The sequence below is a fragment of the Streptomyces sp. NPDC101227 genome, from assembly GCF_044767545.1.
GTDB lineage: Bacteria > Actinomycetota > Actinomycetes > Streptomycetales > Streptomycetaceae > Streptomyces.
This window is the reverse complement of sequence record NZ_JBIWOD010000003.1, coordinates 513637-532457: the sequence shown is the minus strand read 5'-3', so window position 1 is coordinate 532457 and position 18821 is coordinate 513637. Positions and strand designations below refer to the sequence as shown.

Annotated in this window: 19 protein-coding genes, 1 tRNA gene and 1 riboswitch; of the genes, 13 read left to right on the top strand and 7 right to left on the bottom strand. The window is 71.6% G+C overall.

The features are described from left to right. Positions 1–128: 128 nt before the first annotated feature. The gene (locus ACIRPT_RS09220; RefSeq protein ID WP_403824435.1) at positions 129–1031 is read right to left on the bottom strand and encodes a universal stress protein; all 903 of its coding nucleotides are present in this window, start codon (positions 1029–1031) and stop codon (positions 129–131) included. A gap of 194 nt (positions 1032–1225) precedes the next feature. Between ACIRPT_RS09220 and ACIRPT_RS09215 the strand changes: the two genes are divergently transcribed. After that, positions 1226–2389 (top strand): methyltransferase, encoded by a 1164-nt coding sequence (locus ACIRPT_RS09215; protein WP_403824432.1) that lies wholly within the window; start codon positions 1226–1228, stop codon positions 2387–2389. Positions 2390–2419: 30 nt separating this feature from the next. On the opposite strand, the gene ACIRPT_RS09210 is transcribed toward ACIRPT_RS09215, so the two are convergent. Beyond that, the gene (locus ACIRPT_RS09210) at positions 2420–3013 is read right to left on the bottom strand and encodes a TetR/AcrR family transcriptional regulator (protein WP_403824429.1); all 594 of its coding nucleotides are present in this window, start codon (positions 3011–3013) and stop codon (positions 2420–2422) included. Between the two features lie 163 nt (positions 3014–3176). Between ACIRPT_RS09210 and ACIRPT_RS09205 the strand changes: the two genes are divergently transcribed. After that, positions 3177–3662 (top strand): cupin domain-containing protein, encoded by a 486-nt coding sequence (locus ACIRPT_RS09205; RefSeq protein WP_403824426.1) that lies wholly within the window; start codon positions 3177–3179, stop codon positions 3660–3662. A 44-nt stretch (positions 3663–3706) separates the two neighbouring features. Continuing rightward, positions 3707–4363: a nucleoside/nucleotide kinase family protein gene (locus tag ACIRPT_RS09200; RefSeq protein ID WP_403824423.1), complete on the top strand. Its 657-nt coding sequence runs from the start codon at positions 3707–3709 to the stop codon at positions 4361–4363. On the opposite strand, the gene ACIRPT_RS09195 is transcribed toward ACIRPT_RS09200, so the two are convergent. Next, on the bottom strand, positions 4320–4727 hold the full coding sequence (locus ACIRPT_RS09195; RefSeq protein ID WP_403824420.1) for a hypothetical protein: 408 nt from the start codon (positions 4725–4727) through the stop codon (positions 4320–4322). The genes ACIRPT_RS09200 and ACIRPT_RS09195 overlap by 44 nt on opposite strands. A 98-nt stretch (positions 4728–4825) precedes the next feature. On the opposite strand from ACIRPT_RS09195, the gene ACIRPT_RS09190 reads away from it, so the two are divergent. The 3 genes from ACIRPT_RS09190 (at position 4826) to ACIRPT_RS09180 (ending at position 7724) form a co-directional block, all read left to right on the top strand. Then, a complete protein-coding gene (locus tag ACIRPT_RS09190; RefSeq protein ID WP_403824417.1) occupies positions 4826–5365 on the top strand; it encodes a MarR family winged helix-turn-helix transcriptional regulator in 540 nt (179 codons plus the stop codon). A 106-nt stretch (positions 5366–5471) separates the two neighbouring features. Continuing rightward, positions 5472–6320, top strand: coding sequence for an alpha/beta fold hydrolase (locus ACIRPT_RS09185; protein WP_403824414.1), 849 nt, complete (start codon positions 5472–5474; stop codon positions 6318–6320). A gap of 49 nt (positions 6321–6369) precedes the next feature. Further along, a riboswitch (cobalamin riboswitch) is annotated at positions 6370–6584 on the top strand. 30 nt (positions 6585–6614) lie between these two features. Further along, complete coding sequence (locus ACIRPT_RS09180) at positions 6615–7724, top strand: HoxN/HupN/NixA family nickel/cobalt transporter (RefSeq protein ID WP_403824652.1); 1110 nt, start codon at positions 6615–6617, stop codon at positions 7722–7724. 31 nt (positions 7725–7755) lie between these two features. Here the strand turns inward: ACIRPT_RS09180 and ACIRPT_RS09175 are convergent, their stop codons facing one another. The 3 genes from ACIRPT_RS09175 to ACIRPT_RS09165 all read right to left on the bottom strand — a co-directional run bounded on the left by ACIRPT_RS09175 (position 7756) and on the right by ACIRPT_RS09165 (position 9715). Continuing rightward, complete coding sequence (locus tag ACIRPT_RS09175; RefSeq protein ID WP_403824411.1) at positions 7756–8256, bottom strand: VOC family protein; 501 nt, start codon at positions 8254–8256, stop codon at positions 7756–7758. A 154-nt stretch (positions 8257–8410) separates the two neighbouring features. Then, positions 8411–8962: a DoxX family membrane protein gene (locus tag ACIRPT_RS09170; RefSeq protein WP_403824409.1), complete on the bottom strand. Its 552-nt coding sequence runs from the start codon at positions 8960–8962 to the stop codon at positions 8411–8413. A gap of 222 nt (positions 8963–9184) precedes the next feature. Further along, a complete protein-coding gene (locus tag ACIRPT_RS09165) occupies positions 9185–9715 on the bottom strand; it encodes a hypothetical protein (protein WP_403824406.1) in 531 nt (176 codons plus the stop codon). A 799-nt stretch (positions 9716–10514) separates the two neighbouring features. On the opposite strand from ACIRPT_RS09165, the gene ACIRPT_RS09160 reads away from it, so the two are divergent. After that, entirely contained in the window at positions 10515–11951 is a 1437-nt protein-coding gene (locus ACIRPT_RS09160) for a hypothetical protein (protein ID WP_403824403.1), read from the top strand. Positions 11952–12352: 401 nt separating this feature from the next. Here the strand turns inward: ACIRPT_RS09160 and ACIRPT_RS09155 are convergent. After that, positions 12353–12424: transfer RNA gene (locus ACIRPT_RS09155), tRNA-Val, on the bottom strand. 143 nt (positions 12425–12567) lie between these two features. Between ACIRPT_RS09155 and ACIRPT_RS09150 the strand changes: the two genes are divergently transcribed. The 6 genes from ACIRPT_RS09150 (at position 12568) to ACIRPT_RS09125 (ending at position 18806) form a co-directional block, all read left to right on the top strand. Next, entirely contained in the window at positions 12568–13947 is a 1380-nt protein-coding gene (locus ACIRPT_RS09150; RefSeq protein WP_403824400.1) for a hypothetical protein, read from the top strand. Positions 13948–14084: 137 nt separating this feature from the next. Continuing rightward, positions 14085–14807 carry a DUF4383 domain-containing protein gene (locus ACIRPT_RS09145; protein WP_403824397.1) on the top strand — a complete coding sequence of 241 codons (723 nt, stop codon included), beginning with the start codon at positions 14085–14087 and terminating at the stop codon, positions 14805–14807. A gap of 138 nt (positions 14808–14945) precedes the next feature. Continuing rightward, positions 14946–15650: a FadR/GntR family transcriptional regulator gene (locus tag ACIRPT_RS09140; RefSeq protein WP_403824394.1), complete on the top strand. Its 705-nt coding sequence runs from the start codon at positions 14946–14948 to the stop codon at positions 15648–15650. Between the two features lie 201 nt (positions 15651–15851). Further along, positions 15852–16997, top strand: a complete 1146-nt coding sequence (gene dgoD / locus ACIRPT_RS09135) for a galactonate dehydratase (RefSeq protein WP_403824392.1) — start codon at positions 15852–15854, stop codon at positions 16995–16997. Positions 16998–17034: 37 nt separating this feature from the next. Continuing rightward, positions 17035–17655, top strand: coding sequence for a bifunctional 4-hydroxy-2-oxoglutarate aldolase/2-dehydro-3-deoxy-phosphogluconate aldolase (locus tag ACIRPT_RS09130; protein ID WP_403824390.1), 621 nt, complete (start codon positions 17035–17037; stop codon positions 17653–17655). Beyond that, positions 17652–18806, top strand: a complete 1155-nt coding sequence (locus ACIRPT_RS09125) for a sugar kinase (RefSeq protein WP_403824387.1) — start codon at positions 17652–17654, stop codon at positions 18804–18806. The genes ACIRPT_RS09130 and ACIRPT_RS09125 overlap by 4 nt, the downstream gene beginning before the upstream one ends. Positions 18807–18821: the final 15 nt, after the last annotated feature.

Sequence of the window (18821 nt, the reverse complement as noted above, 5' to 3'; positions counted from 1 at the left end):
GGCGCCGTGGGCGCGCCTACGGCCTGTCCGATGGGTCGGAGCCGGAAAAGCCGCGGCGTCCGATGCGCTGCACTCGCTGCGCTCGCTCCGTCCCGCGGGCCCGGCCGTGACCCATCGGACAGGCCGCCCTAAGCCTCCGGATCCTCCGGCACGACCGCGATCGGACAGACGGCATGCAGCAGTACGGCATGCGCCACCGTGCCCAGCCGCCGGCCGATCGGCAGCCGGCGCCGGCGCCGCGCGACCACCACGAGATCGCTCTCCCCGGACGCCTCCACCAACTGCCCGGCGGCGTCCGCGTTCCGCAGCTCCACCTGGACGTCGACGTCCGGGTACCGGGCGCGGTGCGGGGCGAGCGCGCCCGCCAGCTCGGCACCGAGCGCCCCCTCGTACTCCCGCTGCGTGGTCGCGTACGCCGTCACATACTCGAAGGCGGGCGGCATCAGCATCGGCCAGGAGTAGCCGGAGACGACCTTGAGCCGGGCGCCGCGGCGGCGCGCCTCAGTGAGCGCGAAGCCGATCGCGCCGGGCTCCTCGGAGGAGGCGTCCACACCGACGGTCACCTGCGGGAGGGGCGGCGGCAACGCCTCACCGTTCTCGCCGCGCTCGGCGCCGCCCCGGTCCGGGCGCGGTACCACCACGACCGGGCAGGCCGACTGGGCGGCGCAGGCCAGGCCGTTGGAGCCGAGCAGCAGGCTGGCGAAGCCGCCGCGCCCGCGGGAGCCCAGTACGAGCAGCTGCGCCTCGGCGCCGAGCGCGGGCAGCTGGGTCTCGGTCAGCCCGCTGAGGCTGCGGAACTGTACGTCCGGCAGGCTCCAGGCCAACGGCTGCGCGCGCAGCTCGTCCAGCACCGGATCCCCGGTTCCGTCGTCGTCGGCGATTCGCGCGGCGGTGACATACGGCCAGACATGGACCACCTGGAGCGACGCGGACCGCAGCCGCGCCGCCTCCCCGGCCCAGCGCAACGCCCGCTCGCTGTCCACCGATCCGTCCACCGCGACAATGACCGGCAGGCTCCCGCTCTCCGCCATGCACGCCCCCATGACGTTCGACGTCTCCGGCGACGGCGCCTCACCCCCGACGCGCCTTTTGTCCTGCTATCTCCATCGTGCGCCCGCGCGGGTGCCGACGACAGCGGACGGAGGTTCCCTCCCGGCACGGAGTAAAGTCGACCGTCCCCCCTGCGCAGGGCGGGGCTCGAACCCCTAACGCAAGGCACATTTCGGTGAACTCTCCGCCGGTCGTCGAATGGACCGAGGCCGACGAGGCCCGCTCCGCCCGTTGGCGTTCCGAGAACGGCTCCCCGCCGCCCCGCCGGATCGTCATCGCCGACGACCGCACGAAGGCCGACGACGCCTACAAGCTCGCCTGCGAGGGCACCGCGCTCCTGTGGCGCGGCGATTTCCACAACGCCCGCCAGCTGCTGACGGCGATGGCCCGCCGCATCGACCGCCGCCCCCGTAAGACGCCCCCCGCCGACGTCACGCAGGCCTTCCATCTGCACCGCGCCGCGCAGAACCAGCGCGCCCGCATCCTGGGCATGCTGCTGATCCCGCTCGATGTGTCGTACGCGGTCCCGCTGCACCGCGCGCCCGACGTCCGCGAGGCCTGCACCAGGGCGTACGGCCCGCCGGCGGCCCCGGAACCCGCGGAGCCCGACGCTCCGGGCACCGCCTCCGTGCTCTCCCTGCGCGAACTGCTCGCCCTCATCGGCGCCAACGAATGGCGCCGCAAGGGCGTCGAGATCCCGGCGCTCGGCGGCGACCGGATCCATCCGCACTACGGCGTCTTCTCACCGGCCCGCGGCGAATACGTCGACCTGGTGGCCGAGGCGCCGCTGCCCGGCCGGGAGCTGGCGTTCGACATCGGCACCGGGACCGGCGTACTGGCCGCGGTGCTGGCACGGCGCGGCGTGCGACGCGTGGTGGGCACCGACCAGGATCCACGTGCGCTGGCGTGCGCCCGCGAGAACACCGAACGGCTGGGTGTCGCCGGGCAGGTGGAGGTGGTCGAGGCCGACCTGTTCCCGGCCGGGCGCGCCCCGCTGGTCGTCTGCAATCCCCCGTGGGTGCCCGCCAAACCGACGTCCCCGGTGGAGCGCGCGGTGTACGACCCGGGCAACCAGATGCTCCACGGCTTCCTGGGTGGCCTGGCGGACCATCTGACACCGGGCGGCGAGGGCTGGCTGATCCTGTCCGACCTGGCGGAACACCTCGGCCTGCGGCCGCGCGCCGAACTCCTCGACGCCTTCGCACGGGGCGGCCTCACGGTCCTGGACCGGCTCGACATCACGCCGCGTCATCCCCGCGCCCGCGATACCTCCGACCCGCTGTACGTCGCCCGCGCGGCCGAGGTCACCTCCCTGTGGCGGCTGGGCGCGGCGGGCTGAGACGGTCGCAGGACCGGCGGGCTCACGGGCTCAGCCCGGGGCCCGCAGCCCCGCGCACGCGTTGCGCACATAGCGGCGCCAGTCCCCGGCGTCGTTACGGATCACCGCGGCCAGCCCGCAGACGATCATCACCACATCCGCGACCTCGGCATCCGCCCGTACGGTGCCCTCCTCCTGGCCACGCGCCAGGAGTTGGGCGGCGACCCCCTCGGCCCGCGCCCGCCCCTCCCCGGTAGGTTCGGTGGACCCGAAGGCCGCCTCGATGGAGGCGGACAGCCCGCGTTCGGCGCTGAGCGCCTCGCCGATGTGCTGGATGTAGGCGGCCAGTCCTTCCGCCGCCTCCGCACACGGCAGACAGGCCGTACGCCCGAACTCCACGATCTCCGCCTGCCGTTGCTCCCCCACGGCGGCGATCAGGGCCGCCCGGCTGGGGAAGTGCCGGTAGACCGTCCCGACACCGACCCCGGCGGCACGGGCGACCTCGGGCATCTGCGCCTCGTCGCCCCGCGCCCGGAACACCTCGCGCGCGGCGTTGAGCACACGGGTGCGGTTGCGCTCGGCATCGGCGCGCGGCCGGCGCTGCGGCGCGGAGGAGGGGGAGGAAGCGGATGAGGAGGCTGTCACACGGCCGATGCTACTGCTAGGCTCATTAAACGGAATCGGATTCCAGTTCCTCTTCTTGCTCTGTTCCGGTCCCGGTTCCGTGTGCGTGGTCCGGTTCATGCCCCTCGCCCGTTCCCGTACACGCCTCCCCCTTCCGCCTCCTCGGAGAGGATCAGCGATCACCATGCGCAACGAGACAGACGAATCCGGGCGGCCCGCGGAGCGCTTCTTCGTGCTGCCGGCCGGGGAACGGCGACCGGGGCGGGCACCCCTCCCGCCGGGCTTTGCCGTCAAGGCCCGCGCGAACGAGACCGAGGGCCGGCTCTCCGTCCTGGAGACCCAGCTCGACATCGACATCCCGCCGCACGTCCACCACGACGCGGACGAATTTCTCTACATCCTCGCGGGCGAGATGGAGGTCGACATCGAGGGCGCAACCCACCGGCTGACTCCCGGTATGTGCACCCTGCTGCCGCACGGCGTACCGCACGCCCTGCGCAACGCCTCCCAGCCACCCGCACGATGCCTGCAGATCTCCTCACCCGGCGGCTGGGAGTCGTTCGTGGAGGACATGTTCGAGGCCGGGCCGGTGGTCATGAAGGACGGGCACCCCGACCTCGGCCGCCTCAATGAGATCGGCGCCAAGTACGGGATGGAGTACCAGGGCTGACCCGCCCCGACGCCGAGCCGCCCATCGGGCACGATGGACACATCATGGATCCCGAGCACCTCCTGTCCCGCGCCCGCCGGCTCGCCGCAGCCGCCCGCCCCGGCCGACGCCGCCTGCTAGGCATCGCGGGCCCGCCCGGCGCCGGCAAGTCCACCCTCGCCGCACACCTGGTGGCGGAGCTGGCGGGCCAGGCGGTGCTCGTCCCGATGGACGGCTTCCATCTCGCCGAGGCGGAGCTGCACCGCCTGGGCCGCATCGGCCGCAAGGGCGCACCCGACACCTTCGATCCCGCCGGGTATGCGGCGCTGCTGACGCGTCTGCGCTCCCCGGAACCCGGCACCGCCGTCTACGCCCCGGCCTTCGACCGCCGTATCGAGGAGCCAGTCGCCGGAAGCATCGCCGTAGCACCCCATGTCCCCCTTGTCGTCACCGAGGGCAATTACCTCCTTCTCGACTCCGCGCCATGGGCCCGCATCCGCGCCCTTCTCGACGAGGTCTGGTACGTCGATTTGGACGCCCCGGAACGCATCCGGCGCCTGGTCGACCGCCATGAGCGCTTCGGCCGCCCGCACGCCGACGCCGAACGCTTCGTTCACGCCTCGGACGAAGCCAACGCCCGCACCGTGGCGGCGACCCGCGACCGCGCCGACCTCATCGTCACCTTCGCCCCCGAAGAAGCCCCCCTCCCCCGGGCCGACTAGGCATCGCCCCCAGCAGACCCACGACGGACAGCGCTCCCCACCCCAACGACACCGCCACCGCTTTCGCCTTCCGCTCGCCTCCCTGCAAGGTCGCGGCGAGCAGCGCGGCGTCCCCGAAATCCGCCGCGATACGCAGATACGCCGCCGTGCGCAGCGCCGGCCCCTCGGGGGCCAGCACCATCGCGAGCCCGCTCGCCGCTTCCCGCCAGCCGAGCGGCCGCAGCGAGGTCCGGGTCGCCCGCTCACTCCGCCCGTCGTCGTCGACGAGCCCCGAGGGCCGAGCCAGCAGATCGGGCAGCACGGCCACCGCCACCCCGTACACCGCGGTAGCCGCCCCCACCGCACGTAGCAAACGCACCGTCATCTTCCGCCCCTCCCACCCTGGATCCTCCGGTCGCCTCGCCACCATCCTTCCTCGCCGAGCCCCTTCCTAAACGACATCTTCGATGTCATCATGACATCATGAGTGTCGTTGAGACGGATGACGGCGACGAGCGGCCGGCTCCCACCGAAGAGCTTCTGTACGACGTGATACGGCGCCTGTGGCCCCTGCACCGCACGATCGTGCGCGCGGTGGAGCGGGAGCTGGAGGGCACGGGCATGACCGCCGGCGAGCACGCCCTGCTCGACGCGCTGCGCAGCGAAGGCCCCCGGACCGTGCCGCAGTTGGCCCGCACCATGGGGCTCGACCGGCAGCCGGTGCAGCGCTGGGTGAACCACGCGGCGGAGCTGGGTCTGGTGGTGACGGCCCCCAACCCCGCACACCGCCGCTCGTCCCTGATCGAGCTCACCCCCGAGGGCGGCGAGGTAATGCGCGGAATCCAGGAGTTCGAGGCCGCCGAGCTGCGTCGCGGCCTGACCGACCTCTCGACGGGCGACGTCAGAACGGCCCTTCGCGTACTCGACCGGCTGGGCGAGGAATTCCGGCGCCTGGCGAACGACTCACGCGTCGCCCCAGGAGATCCGGACAGCAAGGACGACCAGCCCGCAGAGCGCCCATAGCCACGGCACCACCCCAAGACTCCTCACCACCACATTACCCACACCCCTCATATCGCCCATATCAGCCATATCGCCCACATCTCTCACGCAAGGGAGTCCAGAGAGAATGACCCACCCATTCGCCGCGTGGTCCGAGCTCGACAACGGCACCGTGCCGATCAAGGACGGCGAGCTGTTCTACGAAACGGCAGGCGAGGGCCCCGCACTGGTGCTGCTGCACGGCGGCATGCTCGACCAGCACATGTGGGACGAGCAGTTCTCCTGGCTGGTGGGCTCCGGCCACCGCGTGATCCGTTACGACTCCCGCGGCCACGGCCTGTCCTCCACCGTGACCGGGGACTGGGCCAACCACGACGATCTGTGCGCCCTGCTCGACGCCCTCGACGTCCCCAGTGCCATCCTCGTCGGCCTCTCACACGGCTCGCGGATCGCCCTCGACACCGCCATCGCCTACCCGGAGCGGGTCGCCGCCCTGGCGCTCGCCGCACCCGGCGTCAGCGGTCGCCCCTTCACCGACCCGTTCGTCCGGGAGCACATCAAGGAGCAGGTGGCGGCGATCGGCACACCGGACGGCATGGAGCGCTATATCGAGCACTTCCTGCGGATGTGGGTGGACGGCCCCTACCGCCAACCGTCCGCTGTGCACCCCGGGTTGCGCGAGCGGATGCGCGCCTCGGCCGCGGCGACGGTCGAGGTGCACGCCGACGGCGTGGGCGCCGGAATGCCGATGGAGGTCGGCGCCGCCGACCGGCTCTCCGAGATACGGGTGCCGACGGTCGTGTTCGACGGCGACCTCGACAGCAGGGACATAGCCGCCAACGCCCATGCGATCGCCCTCGCCGTCCCGGGCGCCCACCGGGTCCGAATACCGGGCGCGGGCCACATGGTCAACCTGGAGAACGCCTCGCTCTACGACCACGAGCTGCGCGCCTTCCTCTCCGCCCTGACGCCCTGACGCCGCGCGGCCCCAAAGGGCCGTCGTCCCCGCCGCGTGGGGGCGGCGGATAGAGTGGCCGTGCCGTGGTGTTCGGGAAGACCGGTGACGGACCTTGTGGTCCCAGGCCGGAGCGGCCCTCGCCACTGTGATCGGGGAGTTTCCAGCCCTTCCGTATGCGCCTGCGCGCCTACGGCGCCACTGACCGCAGCCCGCGGCCGGGAAGGCGGGCCCGGAAGCGTGCACCTGTAAGCCAGGAGACCGGCCACGGCATCTCACGAACTGATCCACGAGGTGCTGGAGCGTGACCGCCGGATGGCCCTGTCCACCGATACCCCGACCACCCCTGCTTCCGCCGCGTTCCGCTGGCGCCGGCAGGACACCGTCCGTACCGCGGGCCTGATGGCCGTCATAGCCGGACTGCACGTCGTCGCCTTCGGCGTGCTGTTCCTGCTCGTCGTCCCGTACCACTACTCCGTCGGCAGCCAGGTCTTCGGCGTCGGGCTCGGCGTCACGGCGTACACGCTCGGCATGCGGCACGCCTTCGACGCCGACCACATAGCCGCGATCGACAACACCACCCGCAAGCTGATGGCCGACGGCAAGCGCCCGGTCTCGGTGGGCTTCTGGTTCGCCCTGGGCCATTCCAGCGTGGTCGTCGCGATGGCCGCCCTGGTGGCGGGCGGTGCCCAGCTCGCCGGCACGCTCCTCAACGACGAGTCCCGTACCCACCAGGTCCTGGGCACCATCGGCACCACGGTCTCGGGGACGTTCCTCTACGTCATCGCCGCCCTCAACCTCATCGCGCTGGCCGGGATCTGGCGGGTCTTCCGCGGGATGCGCGACGGCCAGTACGACGAGGCCGAGCTGGAGCAGCGACTCGATGCGCGCGGTTTCATGAACCGCATCCTGGGGCGCTTCACCCGCGCGGTCTCCCGGCCAGGCCAGATGTTCCCGCTCGGCTTCCTCTTCGGGCTCGGCTTCGACACCGCGACCGAAGTGACGCTGATGGTGATGGCGGGCAGCGGCGCCGCGGCCGGCCTTCCCTGGTACGCCGTCCTGTGCCTGCCGCTGCTGTTCGCCGCCGGAATGAGCCTGTTCGACACCCTCGACGGCACATTCATGAACTTCGCCTACCAGTGGGCGTTCTCCAACCCGGTGCGCAAGGTCTACTACAACCTCACCATCACGGGCCTGTCGATCGCCGTCGCCTTCTTCATCGGCACCATCGAGCTGGTGACCGTGCTGCACGAAAAGCTGGCCCTCAACGACCCGGTGACCGGCTGGATTTCGGGCCTCGACCTCGACAATGTCGGCTTCGTCATCGTCGGCCTGTTCGTGGTGGTGTGGGCGGCGGCGCTGACGTACTGGCGCCTGTCCGGCGTCGAAAAGCGCTGGGCGGCGCGGGCGGCGTCGGACTCCTAGAGGCCGTACGCCTCCCGCTGCCGCGCGGCGGTCAGGTGGCCGAGCCGGCCGCCGCGCCGGTCATCAGGTCGGGCCCCCAGCGCTCGAGCTCCGCCGCGAGATCGAGCGGGCGCAGCCGGTCCAGCTCGTCCGGGCCGGGCCACTCCTCGCGCGGGACCCGCCACATCACCTCGAACTCGTTGCCGTCCGGGTCCTTGGCGTAGAGGGACTTGGAGACGAGGTGGTCGCTCGCGCCGACCAGGGCGCCGCGCGCCGCGAGCCGCCCCTCGGTCGCGGCGAGTTCGCCGAGGGTGCCGACCTCCCAGGCCAGGTGGTAGAGCCCGGCCCGGCCGGCCTCGGGGCCCGGCGCGTCCGGCCCCACGGCGAACAGCCCCAGGTCATGGTCGTTCAGCGAGCCGGCAGCGCTGAGGAAGGCGGCGCGCCCCGGTATCTCGACATCCAGCGTCAGCCCGAGGGCTTCGGTGTAGAAGGCGACGGATCGCGCCACATCGCGGATATAGAGCACCGCGTGATTGAGACGGCGTACGGACAAGGCTCTCTCCCAACTCCCGCCGTGGCGCCCCCCGGGCGCCACGGTCCGACTACTTCTGCGTTTTCCTGCTTCTGCCTGCAGATGACTGCCTCTGCGAATGCCTGCCGCTGCGAATGCGCCGCTGTGCAGGGGCGCCCCGCGAAGGCGTGCCTGGCTACTTCCGGACCAGCAGCACGCCCCCGGCGGCCACCACGGCGAGCACCAGCGCGACCACGCCGTAGGCGAGCCGGTGGGCGCGCAGCACGGGCAGGAGACGGTCGGCGGCAAAGCGGCCGGGGCCGGCCAGCGCCAGCGCGGCCGCGCCCGCGGTCAGCAACAGCTCGTACTCCACACCCTTGGGCGCGAAGAAGCCGCCGCCCCACTTCACGGCAAGAGCGTTGATCATCGTGCCGACGACCGCCGCGCCCGCGAGCGGCGTGAGCAGCCCGAGCACCAGCCCGAGCCCGCCGAGCGTCTCGCTCACCCCCGCGACCAGGGCCATCGTCTTCCCCGACGGATAGCCGCTCATCGCGAAGAACTGCCCGGTCCCCTCCAGCCCACCGCCCCCGAACCAGCCGAACAGCTTCTGGGCCCCATGAGCGGCCATGGTCAGCCCGAGCGCGAGGCGCAGCAGGAGAAGCCCTGCGTCGTAGCCGTGCGCAGACGGTGCCTGGCGCGTATCCGCGCCGAGGATGGGGGTCTGGAGAGTGCTGAGGGGGGACGTCATAGCGAGCGCTCTTCCCGTGTCGAGGTCGGGGCGGGCCGAACAGTTTGAAGATTTACTTGAAAGTTCAAGTCACCGCCACGACGATACACAGCCACCCCGGGAGGGACAACCACGAACAAGCCACACAACCTCGCGGCGAAGATCATCGAAGGCTCCAGGTCTGGGAGCCCACCAAAATCCCCGCGAATTACCCCAAAGGCACCCGTGGAGGACCAGAGCCCCTTACTCGACGGAGACCGTCACGGCCTGCGCCCGCAACCCCGCCTGCCCGCCCCCGCCCCACCGGACGCACACCTCATCCGGAAGCCGGCGCCCGAAGCCCGCCGCCATCACGAACTGCACGGACCCATCGGGCCGGACCGTGGCGTCCTGCGGGAGGTTGCGCGCACTCACCCCCAGGCCATCGGGGTCGATACGCACCCCGAACGCGGTATCCGAGCCCACATTCCGCAGTACGAACCGATGCCTGCCGCAACGCCGCACCTCCCACCGCACCTCACCACGCCGTCCGACCCAGGACTCGGGCAGCTCCAGCGAGAGCCCCGGCGCCCGCTCACCCAGAACGCGCAGCGCCGCGGCAAGGGCGTCCTCCACCACACTCGCCCGCCGCTCGGCCGCCTCCGCCTGCATATGACTGATCTCGTTGGCTTCCTGGCCGATACGGGCGTTCCGCCGCGAGTCGGTCCAGGCACAGACCGAAATGAGCAGTGTGACAGCTACGCCCGCCCATGTGGCGAAATCTCCTGCTTGCATGCAGGGACCATAGCGAGCACCGGCACCACGAACGGCACGCACGCGCGACGCGGCAGGTACATCTGGGCGGGAAGGGCAATCGAGGCGGGGGGACATCGGGGCGGCATCGCGGGTGCGGGTTCCGGACCCGCCGAGCGCCAGGCCGGTGGCTGCCGCCTGTCGCCACGTGACTCGACAACGCGGAGATCGACACCTTTCACACGTCCCCTTGATTTCAGCGAACCGCCGACACGAGACCCGACAACCCACTACCCCACGCAGATGACCTTGCGATTGCACCGCGGAAAGCGCACCCGCCGCCTGGATCTCCCGCTCAACGCTCCTCACCTTTTGCAGAACGCCCAGCAATTCCACACGAGTTCGACGGGCCCGAATTACCGAACGGCATCGAATCCACCCCAGCCGGAATCTCGCGGAAGTCTCGTCAGCCGGCACCCTGCGTGCTCTCACCCCCGCGGTGGAACTGCGCGCATGCGCCTGCCAGTTAGCCCGTACACAGAGGGGCTGGTGAACGGGTCCCGCCCCGTTGCCCACCGGCCCGGGGGGCGGCGTCGCGGAGCCAGACACAACGCATTGCGGTCGAGTCGACGACCGCATCACCAAAGCGTCAACGCCGGGCCCACTACTCGGGATTACACCCCTCGATGTGATCCAGATCATTCCCCCGGGCCAGGCGCATTGGCGCAGCGGGCGTGGGACCCGTGGCACGATCTTGGCAATCATTACCTGCGAGTAATGCATCGGCCCGAGTGCCAACTCCCTTCGGCCGTCCCCACATCACGCCCCCGAGGAACCAACTGTGCGCAAGACCGCTACCTATGCCGTTTTACCGGCACTGACCGCCGCGTCCCTGCTCGTCGCCGGGTGTTCGGCGGGTTCCTCCGGGCCCTCCGCCGCCGGTTCGGCCGATGGCAAGGAGCCGGTGGCCGCCGCTGCCCGGAACGCTGACCCGCAGCCGCCGCTCGCCGTGGCCTCGGCGCCCACCGGGGCCACGCCCAGCGCGGTGGCGACGCCCAAGTCGGGCGGCGAGCCGGCGGCCAAGTCGTCGCTGAAGGTTGCCGAGTTCGACAAGCGCAGTGGACGGGCCGTCATCTCCGGGCCGACCGCGGCTACTCCACCGAAGAGCAAGGAAGCGACGCCGAAGCCGGCGGCGCCCATTGCCGTTGGGGACGTCATCGCCAGTGCCCCCGCTCCCGGTGCGCCCCAGGGCGTGCTGGCCAAGGTCACCGAGGTGGTGGGAACGACCGGGAAGGGCACCGAGGTCAAGACCACCCGTGCCAACCTCGGCTCCCTGCTGGGCGGCTCCACGGCGAAGGGGCAGGTGCCCGTCGACCCCTCCGCGGTGAAGGTCGAGCCGCTCGCCCCGAAGGTGAAGGTCTCCTGGGCGAAGACCGGCGGGTTGCGCTTCGGGCCCGAGGGCGCGCGGCTGCCGCTCGGCAGCCTGCGGGTCGACGTCAGCGCCGCGCTCCCCACGGTGAAGGGATCGGCCGGCTCCGTCGACGCCTCCGCCTCGGGCTTCGTCCAGCTGGCTCCCGAGGTCGACTTCTCCTACGACGGCAAGGGCCGCGCCTCCGGCACGCCGGGAACGGCGTCCCTGAGCCTGGCCGGCGACTGGTCCTCGCAGTGGGAGCTCAAGGGGCGGGCGGCCGCCTCCACCACGGACGGCAAGCCCCTGCGGGTACCGTTCGCCAAGCTGCATGCCGACCCCGTCATCCAGGTCGGCGCGGTGCCGGTTGTGGTCAACCTCGACCTCACCTGCTACCTCCAGGTCGATGCCGACGGAAAGGTCAGCGTCGACGTCAAGCAGAAGGTCAAGGGCGACTTCCGGGTCGGCGGTTCGTACAACCGGGCCAAGGGCTGGACGCCGATCGCCAAGGCCCGCATGAACGGAACGCCGGTGACGGCGACCGCGACCGCCGCCGGCAAGGTCAAGGCCTCACTCGGCGCCGAAGCCAGTATCGGCCTCTACGGCAGCGTGGGCGTCACCGGCACGGTGGCCCCGTACCTGCGTGCCGAGGTGGCGGGCACGGCCACGGGCGCCTCGGACGGCACGGCTTCGGCGACCGGCAAGTGGGCGGCGTTCGGCGGGGTCGATCTGTCCGGCGCGCTCTGGACGCATCTGGACATCTTCGGCACGCCGATCTTCGAACGGAGCATTCCGCTCGGCCCGTTGAACCGCGAGTGGAAGCTCGCCGGCGGGAAGGGCACGGTGCGCACCGCCACGAAGCGGTCCTGAGCACCATCGACAGCCCACCGAAACCGCTCTCGCCGCGCCGGCGGAGCAGGCGGCAGACGACGGTGCGGCCGTAGAAGAACGCTGCCGGTGACCGTCCTGGCCGCAGTGCCGGATTGTCGACGATCCCGACCGGCTTCGGCCCAGCCGAAGCCGGTCCGGGTGGCAGGGTCCGTCGCACGCCCCAGCCTTGCCGGCCCCCTCCGGCGCCGGACGCCGAGGTCAGCCGAAGTCATACGGACCGGCCGCCGACACCCGTCCCCACCGCTTCGCGCCCCACTCCGCGTTCGAGCCCTGCTTCCTCGGGCCGAGTGCGCCCCCTGGCGCCTCCCCCACAACGCAAAAATGTCCTTCCGGATCACGATCAGGAAGGACATTTGATGCATTTGCGCTGGTCAGCGCAGTGGGCACAGACGGATTTGAACCGCCGACATCTGCTTTGTAAGAGCAGCGCTCTACCGCTGAGCTATGCGCCCTGGCCGAGCCGACAGAGTACCTTGCCGACGGGGCTGCACTGCAAACCCATGCTCGAACTGCGAACTTACCGGCCGGTGTGTTCGTTTCCGTGGAGTGGGAGAATGACAGTCGGTTCTGGGGCGAATCCGATCGGGAGAGGGATGTGACGGCGACACACACGCAGCCGCACGAGCAGCGAGCACGCCGTCGTCCGCGTGGGGGTCCCGTCAGGGACATGGTGGCGCTCATGCTCCTGCCGTTGCCGTTGCTGGTGGCGATGGCGCCGCAGTCGTTCGCGGGTGGGGGCACGCGCCGCTGGTTCGGGCGCGGGGAGAGTCAGCGGGCCGACGCGCAGGCCGCGAAGGATGCCGCGGCGGCGGCGTTCTATGAGCTGGACACCGCGCAGCGGGATCTGCGGATCTCGATAGAGACCATCACCGCGGTCGACAGTTCGCCGCCGGCCCGGAGGGCCGCGGAGGAGTACGAGGGGCTCGGCCGCCGGATCGATGAGGTGAGCCAGGGCTATATCACCGCCGTCGATTCCCATGATCTTGATCGTGACGACCTGGACGGTGCGGCGGCGGCGCGGGCGCGGGCTGATCTGACCCGTGCCAAGGACGAGCTCGACCGTGTCAAGGGCGAACTCGACCGCTTCGCGCAGGGGCTCGGGCCGCTGCTGCAGAGCGCCGAGACGCAGCTGGCCCGGCTGGCCCCGGCGGTGGAGCGGGCGCGGCAGACGCTGCTGGCGGCGAGCGGCGCCCTGGACGCGGTCCGGGCGCAGGGGCTGAAGGCCGACGATCTGGCGGCCCGGCTGGCGGCGCTCGCGCCGGAGCTGACCAAGCTCAACCAGGGCGCCGGACAGCACGGCGTACAGGACACGATCCGGCGTGCCGACGACGTACTGCGCAGGGCCGAGGACGTACGGACCGAGGCCGCGCGGCTGCCGGAGAAGGCGGCGGAGCTCGACAAGCGGCTGGTGTCGCTGCGGACGCGCGCGCAGGCGATCACGACGCGTGCCGAAAAGGTCGATCCGATCCTCAGCGAGCTGCGGCGGCGGTACAGCGCGGCGTGCTGGCAGGACCTGCAGCATGTGCCGGAGCAGGCCGCGCAGTCCGTGAAACAGGCCGAGGTCAAGCTGCGGGAGGCGCAGCAGGCCCGCGACGAGCAGCGCTGGGCGGACGCCACGAGCAGGCTGGGGACCGCACGGGCGCTGTTGGACGGCACCGACGAAGCGGTATCGGCGGCCGGTGACCGGCTGCAGCGGCTGGACGCGGTGTCGTTCGACCGGCAGAAGGAGGTCGAGCGGACCCGCTTCGCGATCCGGGACGCGCAGCGGCTGGCGATGTCCGGTCGCAGCACCCCCGATCCGCGGCATGCGGGGCCGCTGGACGACGCGGTGGCGCGGCTGGACCGGGCGGTTGCGGGCCTGGAGGGGCGGCATCCGGACTGGTGGCACTTCCTGACCGAGACCGAGGCCGTACGGCTGACGGCGGCCCGGGTGGTGCAGGAGATCCGGGACGCGCGCGGCACGGCCGGCGGCTGAGGCAGGGGAGGCGACCGGGGGTGGCCCCGGCGCCGGAGGCGATTCCGTGCCGAGGCGCGATGGCGTGAAGCGGCGCCTTGGCGGATGCTTAAGTGAGTACGGCCCAGGGCGGCACATCTGCGCGAAGGAGGCCGGACATGGCTACTGGGGCTACGGACCAGACCCTGCACGGGCCCGCGAACCCATTCCACCGGGTCAAGCGGCACCACACCCGGCTCGATGAGCATCTGCCCGTCGATCACCGGCTCAGCCAGGTCTACCGGATCGGTGCCGGGCTGATGGGCCTGGTGCTGATCGCCTTCGGCGTCCTCGGCCTGACGCACAACATCGGCTTCTTCGACACCGGCGGCGACACCGTCGCCGGGCTGAACACCAACGGTGCGCTGAGCGTGCTCTCGATCATCGTCGGCGCGATACTCGCCGTCGGCGCTGTCATCGGCGGGAACTTCGCCTCGACCCTCAACATCGTCTGGGGCGTCCTCTTCCTCCTCAGCGGATTCGTGAATCTGGCGCTGCTGCAGACCGGTGCGAACTTCCTCGCCTTCCAGATCCAGAACGTCATCTTCAGCTTCATCGTCGGGCTGATGCTGCTGGTCTTCGGGATGTACGGACGGGTGAGCGGCGGGCTGTCGAACGACAACCCGTACTGGCGCGCCCGTCACCCGGAGGAGGCGCAGGAATTCGACCGCGGGCAGTGGCATCCCGTATCCGGCATGACGGCCGGACGGCAGTCGTTCCGCGTTCGGGTGCAGGGCACCTTGCACGCCGGCCGCGGTTCGCTCGGCCCCGGCACCAGTACCAACAGCCGCAGGGCCCCGACCACCGGCAGCGACGCCGGAGCCGGCAGCAAGGGGTCGTGAGCCGGGGCGAGGAGACGTCAGGGCGTGCCGAGGTGGGGTCGTGACTCGGTACGCCCTGACGGCTGGCCTGACGTAGCGGGCGTAGCGGGACATGAGGGGAGGGACGCAGGGGGGCGGAGCAGAACAGGGAGCAGCAGGATGACGCAGCTGGGGAACGCCGCCCCGCAAGCGGGAGGCGGGGTTCACAAGGCGACCGTCGAAGCGCTCGCCAAACGGATCCTCGACGGCACGTATGGCGAGGGCGACGTCCTCTCCCTGGCGGATCTCATGGCGGAGCTGGACGTCACCCAGACCATGGCGCGCGAGGCGATCAAGGTGCTGGCCGCCAAGGGCCTGGTCGACGCCCGTCAGAAGGGCGACAGCCTGGTCCGCCCCCGCGAAGACTGGAATCTGCTGGACGGCGATGTGCTGCGCTGGAAGCTCGCGGCGGGCGCCTCCTCCGATTTCTTCGCCGACCTGCTCGAACTCCGCCGGTCCATCGAGCCCGCCGCTGCCGCGCTCGCCGCGGAGCGCCGTACCGATGACGATCTCGCGGCGCTCGAATCCGCGCTCGGCGCGATGGGCGCCGCCGACCGCGATCCGGCGCTGCTGGTGCACGCCGATGCGTCCTTCCACACGGCGATGCTGCTCGCGTCGAACAACCGCTTCTACGCCCAGCTGCACCGGGTGATCGTGCCCGTCCTCATCCAGCGCGGCCGGTCCGTGCACGACGGTAGCGGCGAATTCGAGCATCCGTATGCCGCACATGCCGCGGTCGTCGAGGCCGTACGCAACCGGGACGTCGACGGCGCCTATATGGCGACGCTCGAATTGCTCGACAAATCGGCCCGAGAACACCCGTAGCCGGCCGGCCTCTCCCCGCCCCTTCCGCGCGACAATCGCCGTGAACAGGGCCGTCGCCGCCACTACGGCTGTGGCGAGCACAGCGGCTGCGGCCCCGGCCATGGCCCCGGCCATGGCTCCGGCTTCGGCTTCGGCTTCGGCGATCACGGCCGTGGGCAGGACGACGCTCAGGAAGCCGACGCCGAAAGGACGGGCCGCTGCATGAAGATCAGCCGCATCGAGACGTTTCTCGCCCCGCCGCGCTGGATGTTCGTACGCGTGGAGACCGATGAGGGCGTGGTCGGCTGGGGCGAACCGGTGGTCGAAGGGCGGGCCGAACCGGTCCGGGCGGCGGTGGAGGTGTTGTCCGAGTACCTCCTGGGGCGGGACGCGTCGCGTATCGAGGACCACTGGCAGGTCATGACCAAGGGCGGTTTCTACCGCGGCGGGCCGGTCCTCTCGTCCGCCGTCGCCGGCCTGGACCAAGCGCTGTGGGACATCAAGGGGAAGCACTACGGCGTCCCCGTCCACCAGCTGCTCGGCGGTCCCGTACGGGAGAAGGTCCGCGCCTACGCCTGGATCGGCGGGGACGAGCCGGGCGCCGTCCGGGACGCGCTCACGGCGCAGATCGAGGGGGGCTTCACCGCCGTCAAGATGAACGGCTGCGGCCGGATGACCCCGGTGGCCACCCGCGCCGAGGTACGGGCGTGTCTGCTGCGCGCCGAGACCGCGCGCGAAGTGCTCGGCGACGAACGGGACTTCGGCCTCGACTTCCACGGGCGGGTCTCCCCCGCCAACGCCCGCAGGCTGCTTCCGCTGCTGGCCGAGTACGCGCCGATGTTCGTCGAGGAGCCCGTGCTCCCCGACCACATGCATGCCGTCCATGATCTCGTGAACACCTCCACCATCCCCATCGCACTCGGTGAACGTCTCTTCACCCGCCGTGAGTTCCTGGATCCGCTGCAAGCCGGCGTGTCGATCCTGCAGCCCGACATCTCGCACGCGGGAGGCATCTCCGAGCTGCGCCGGATCGCCGCGCTCGCCGAGGTGTACGGGGCGCAGCTCGCTCCGCACTGCCCGCTGGGCCCGGTCGCACTGGCCGCCAGCCTCCAAATCGCCTTCACCACACCGAACTTCCTCATCCAGGAGCAGTCCCTGGGCATCCACTACAACCAGGGCGCCGAGCTGCTGGATTACGTCGTGGATCCGCAGCCGTTCCGCTTCCATGACGGGATGCTGCTGCGCACCGACCGCCCGGGACTCGGCGTGGAGGTGGACGAGGCCGCCGTGCGTGCGGCCGATGCGAAGGGCCACGCCTGGCGGAATCCCGTCTGGCGTCATGAGGACGGCGCGTTCGCGGAATGGTGACCGGCCGGGCACGGGAGCGGGAGAGAGGCGGAAACGTATGGACCTGAGCACAGCGCTCCGGGCGGAGCGGCTGGTCGCCATCGTCCACGGCGGGGATGCGGAGGCGTCCTTCCGTACGGTCATGGCTTTGACGGAGGAAGGCATTCCGCTGGTCGAGATCTCGCTCAGCGGTCGCGACGCCCTCACCGTCATCCGGCGGGCGCGGGCCGCGCTCGGCGACGCGGCCTGGATCGGGGCGGGCACGGTTCTTTCCGCCGCCGACGCCCGCCGCGCCGCGGAGGCCGGGGCGAATCTGGTGGTGACGCCCGGCCTCGGAGCCGGCCTGGAGGAATCCGTACGGCAGGGGCTGCCGACACTCGCCGGGGTGCTGACGCCGTCCGCGGTGATCGCGGCCGATGCCCTGGGGGTCTCCGCGCGGCAACTCTTCCCGGCCTCCGTAGGCGGCCCCGACTATCTGGAGGCGCTTCGCGCGGCCTTCCCCGAGCTGCCGTTCGTGCCGGTCGGCGGGGTGGACGCGGCCGTGGCGGGGGCTTATTTCGCCGCCGGAGCGGTGGCGGTGGACGTCGGTCCGCCGCTGATCGGGGACGCGGCGGACGGCGGCGACCTGGACGCCCTGCGTCGCCGCGCGGCGGAGTTCACGGCAGCGTGCGCGCGATGACCGGGGAGGTACGACCGCAGGGACAGGGGCGCCCGAGCTGGGAGGCGCGGCGGGCGGCGCTGCTCAAGGGGCGGCGCCCCGGGCCGGACGTCCTCACCTTCGGCGAGACGATGGTCGCCCTGCGCGGCAGCGGCCCGCTGAAACTCGGCGGCACGATGGCCGTCTCCATCGCCGGGGCGGAGAGCAATGTCGCGATCGGCCTGTCGCGGCTGGGGCACCCGGTGCGCTGGGCGGGCGCGGTCGGCGACGACGAGGCCGGGCAGCTGGTGCTCCGTACGCTCCGGGCCGAGGGCGTCGAGGTGTCCACCGTCTCGACCGACCCGGACGCGCCGACCGGCCTGATCCTCTTCGAGCCCCGCCTCCCCGAAGTCACCCGGGTGCACTACTACCGCGCGGGATCGGCCGGCTCCCGCCTCCGGGAGGACGCGGTCGAGCGGGCCTTTGCCGCCGCCCCGCCCCGCGTCCTGCACCTGACGGGCATCACCCCCGCACTGAGCCAGACAGCCCTCTCCGCGGCTCGCCGTGCACTCCAACTCGCGTGGGAGACCGGCTCATTGGTCTGTCTCGATGTCAATTTCCGGGCTCGTTTGTGGACCGCGGAGGAGGCCTCCCAGGTCCTGCGCGAGTGGGTCCCGTCCGTGGACGTCTTGATCGCCTCCGACGATGAGCTGCCCCTGTGCCTGCCCGCGGGCGCGGCGGGCAGGGCCGCGGGCACGGCGGGTACGGCCGCGGACACAGCGGACACGGCCGCAGGCACGGCGGGTACGGCCGCAGGCACGGCGGACATGGGCTCCGGGCCGGGGTACGACCCGGCCGCCGCCATCGCGGCGCAGGCCAGGCTTCTGCTGGAGCTGGGCGTCGGCGAGGTGGTGGTCAAACTGGGCGCGGACGGGGCGACGGCCTTCACCGGCGACGGTTCACTCCACCGGCCCGCGCAGCCGGTCCGGGCTGTGGACGCCGTGGGCGCGGGCGATGCCTTCGTGGCGGGCTATCTCTCGGCGCTGCTGGACGGCGCTGACCTGGCCGGACGACTGACTCGCGCGGTCACCACCGGCGCCTTCGCGGTCGCCTCGCCCGGGGACTGGGAGGGCGCGCCGACCCGCTCGGAGCTGGGCATGCTGGGCGCACCGCCCGGTACGGTCGTGCGCTGAGCGCACCGCGGCTAA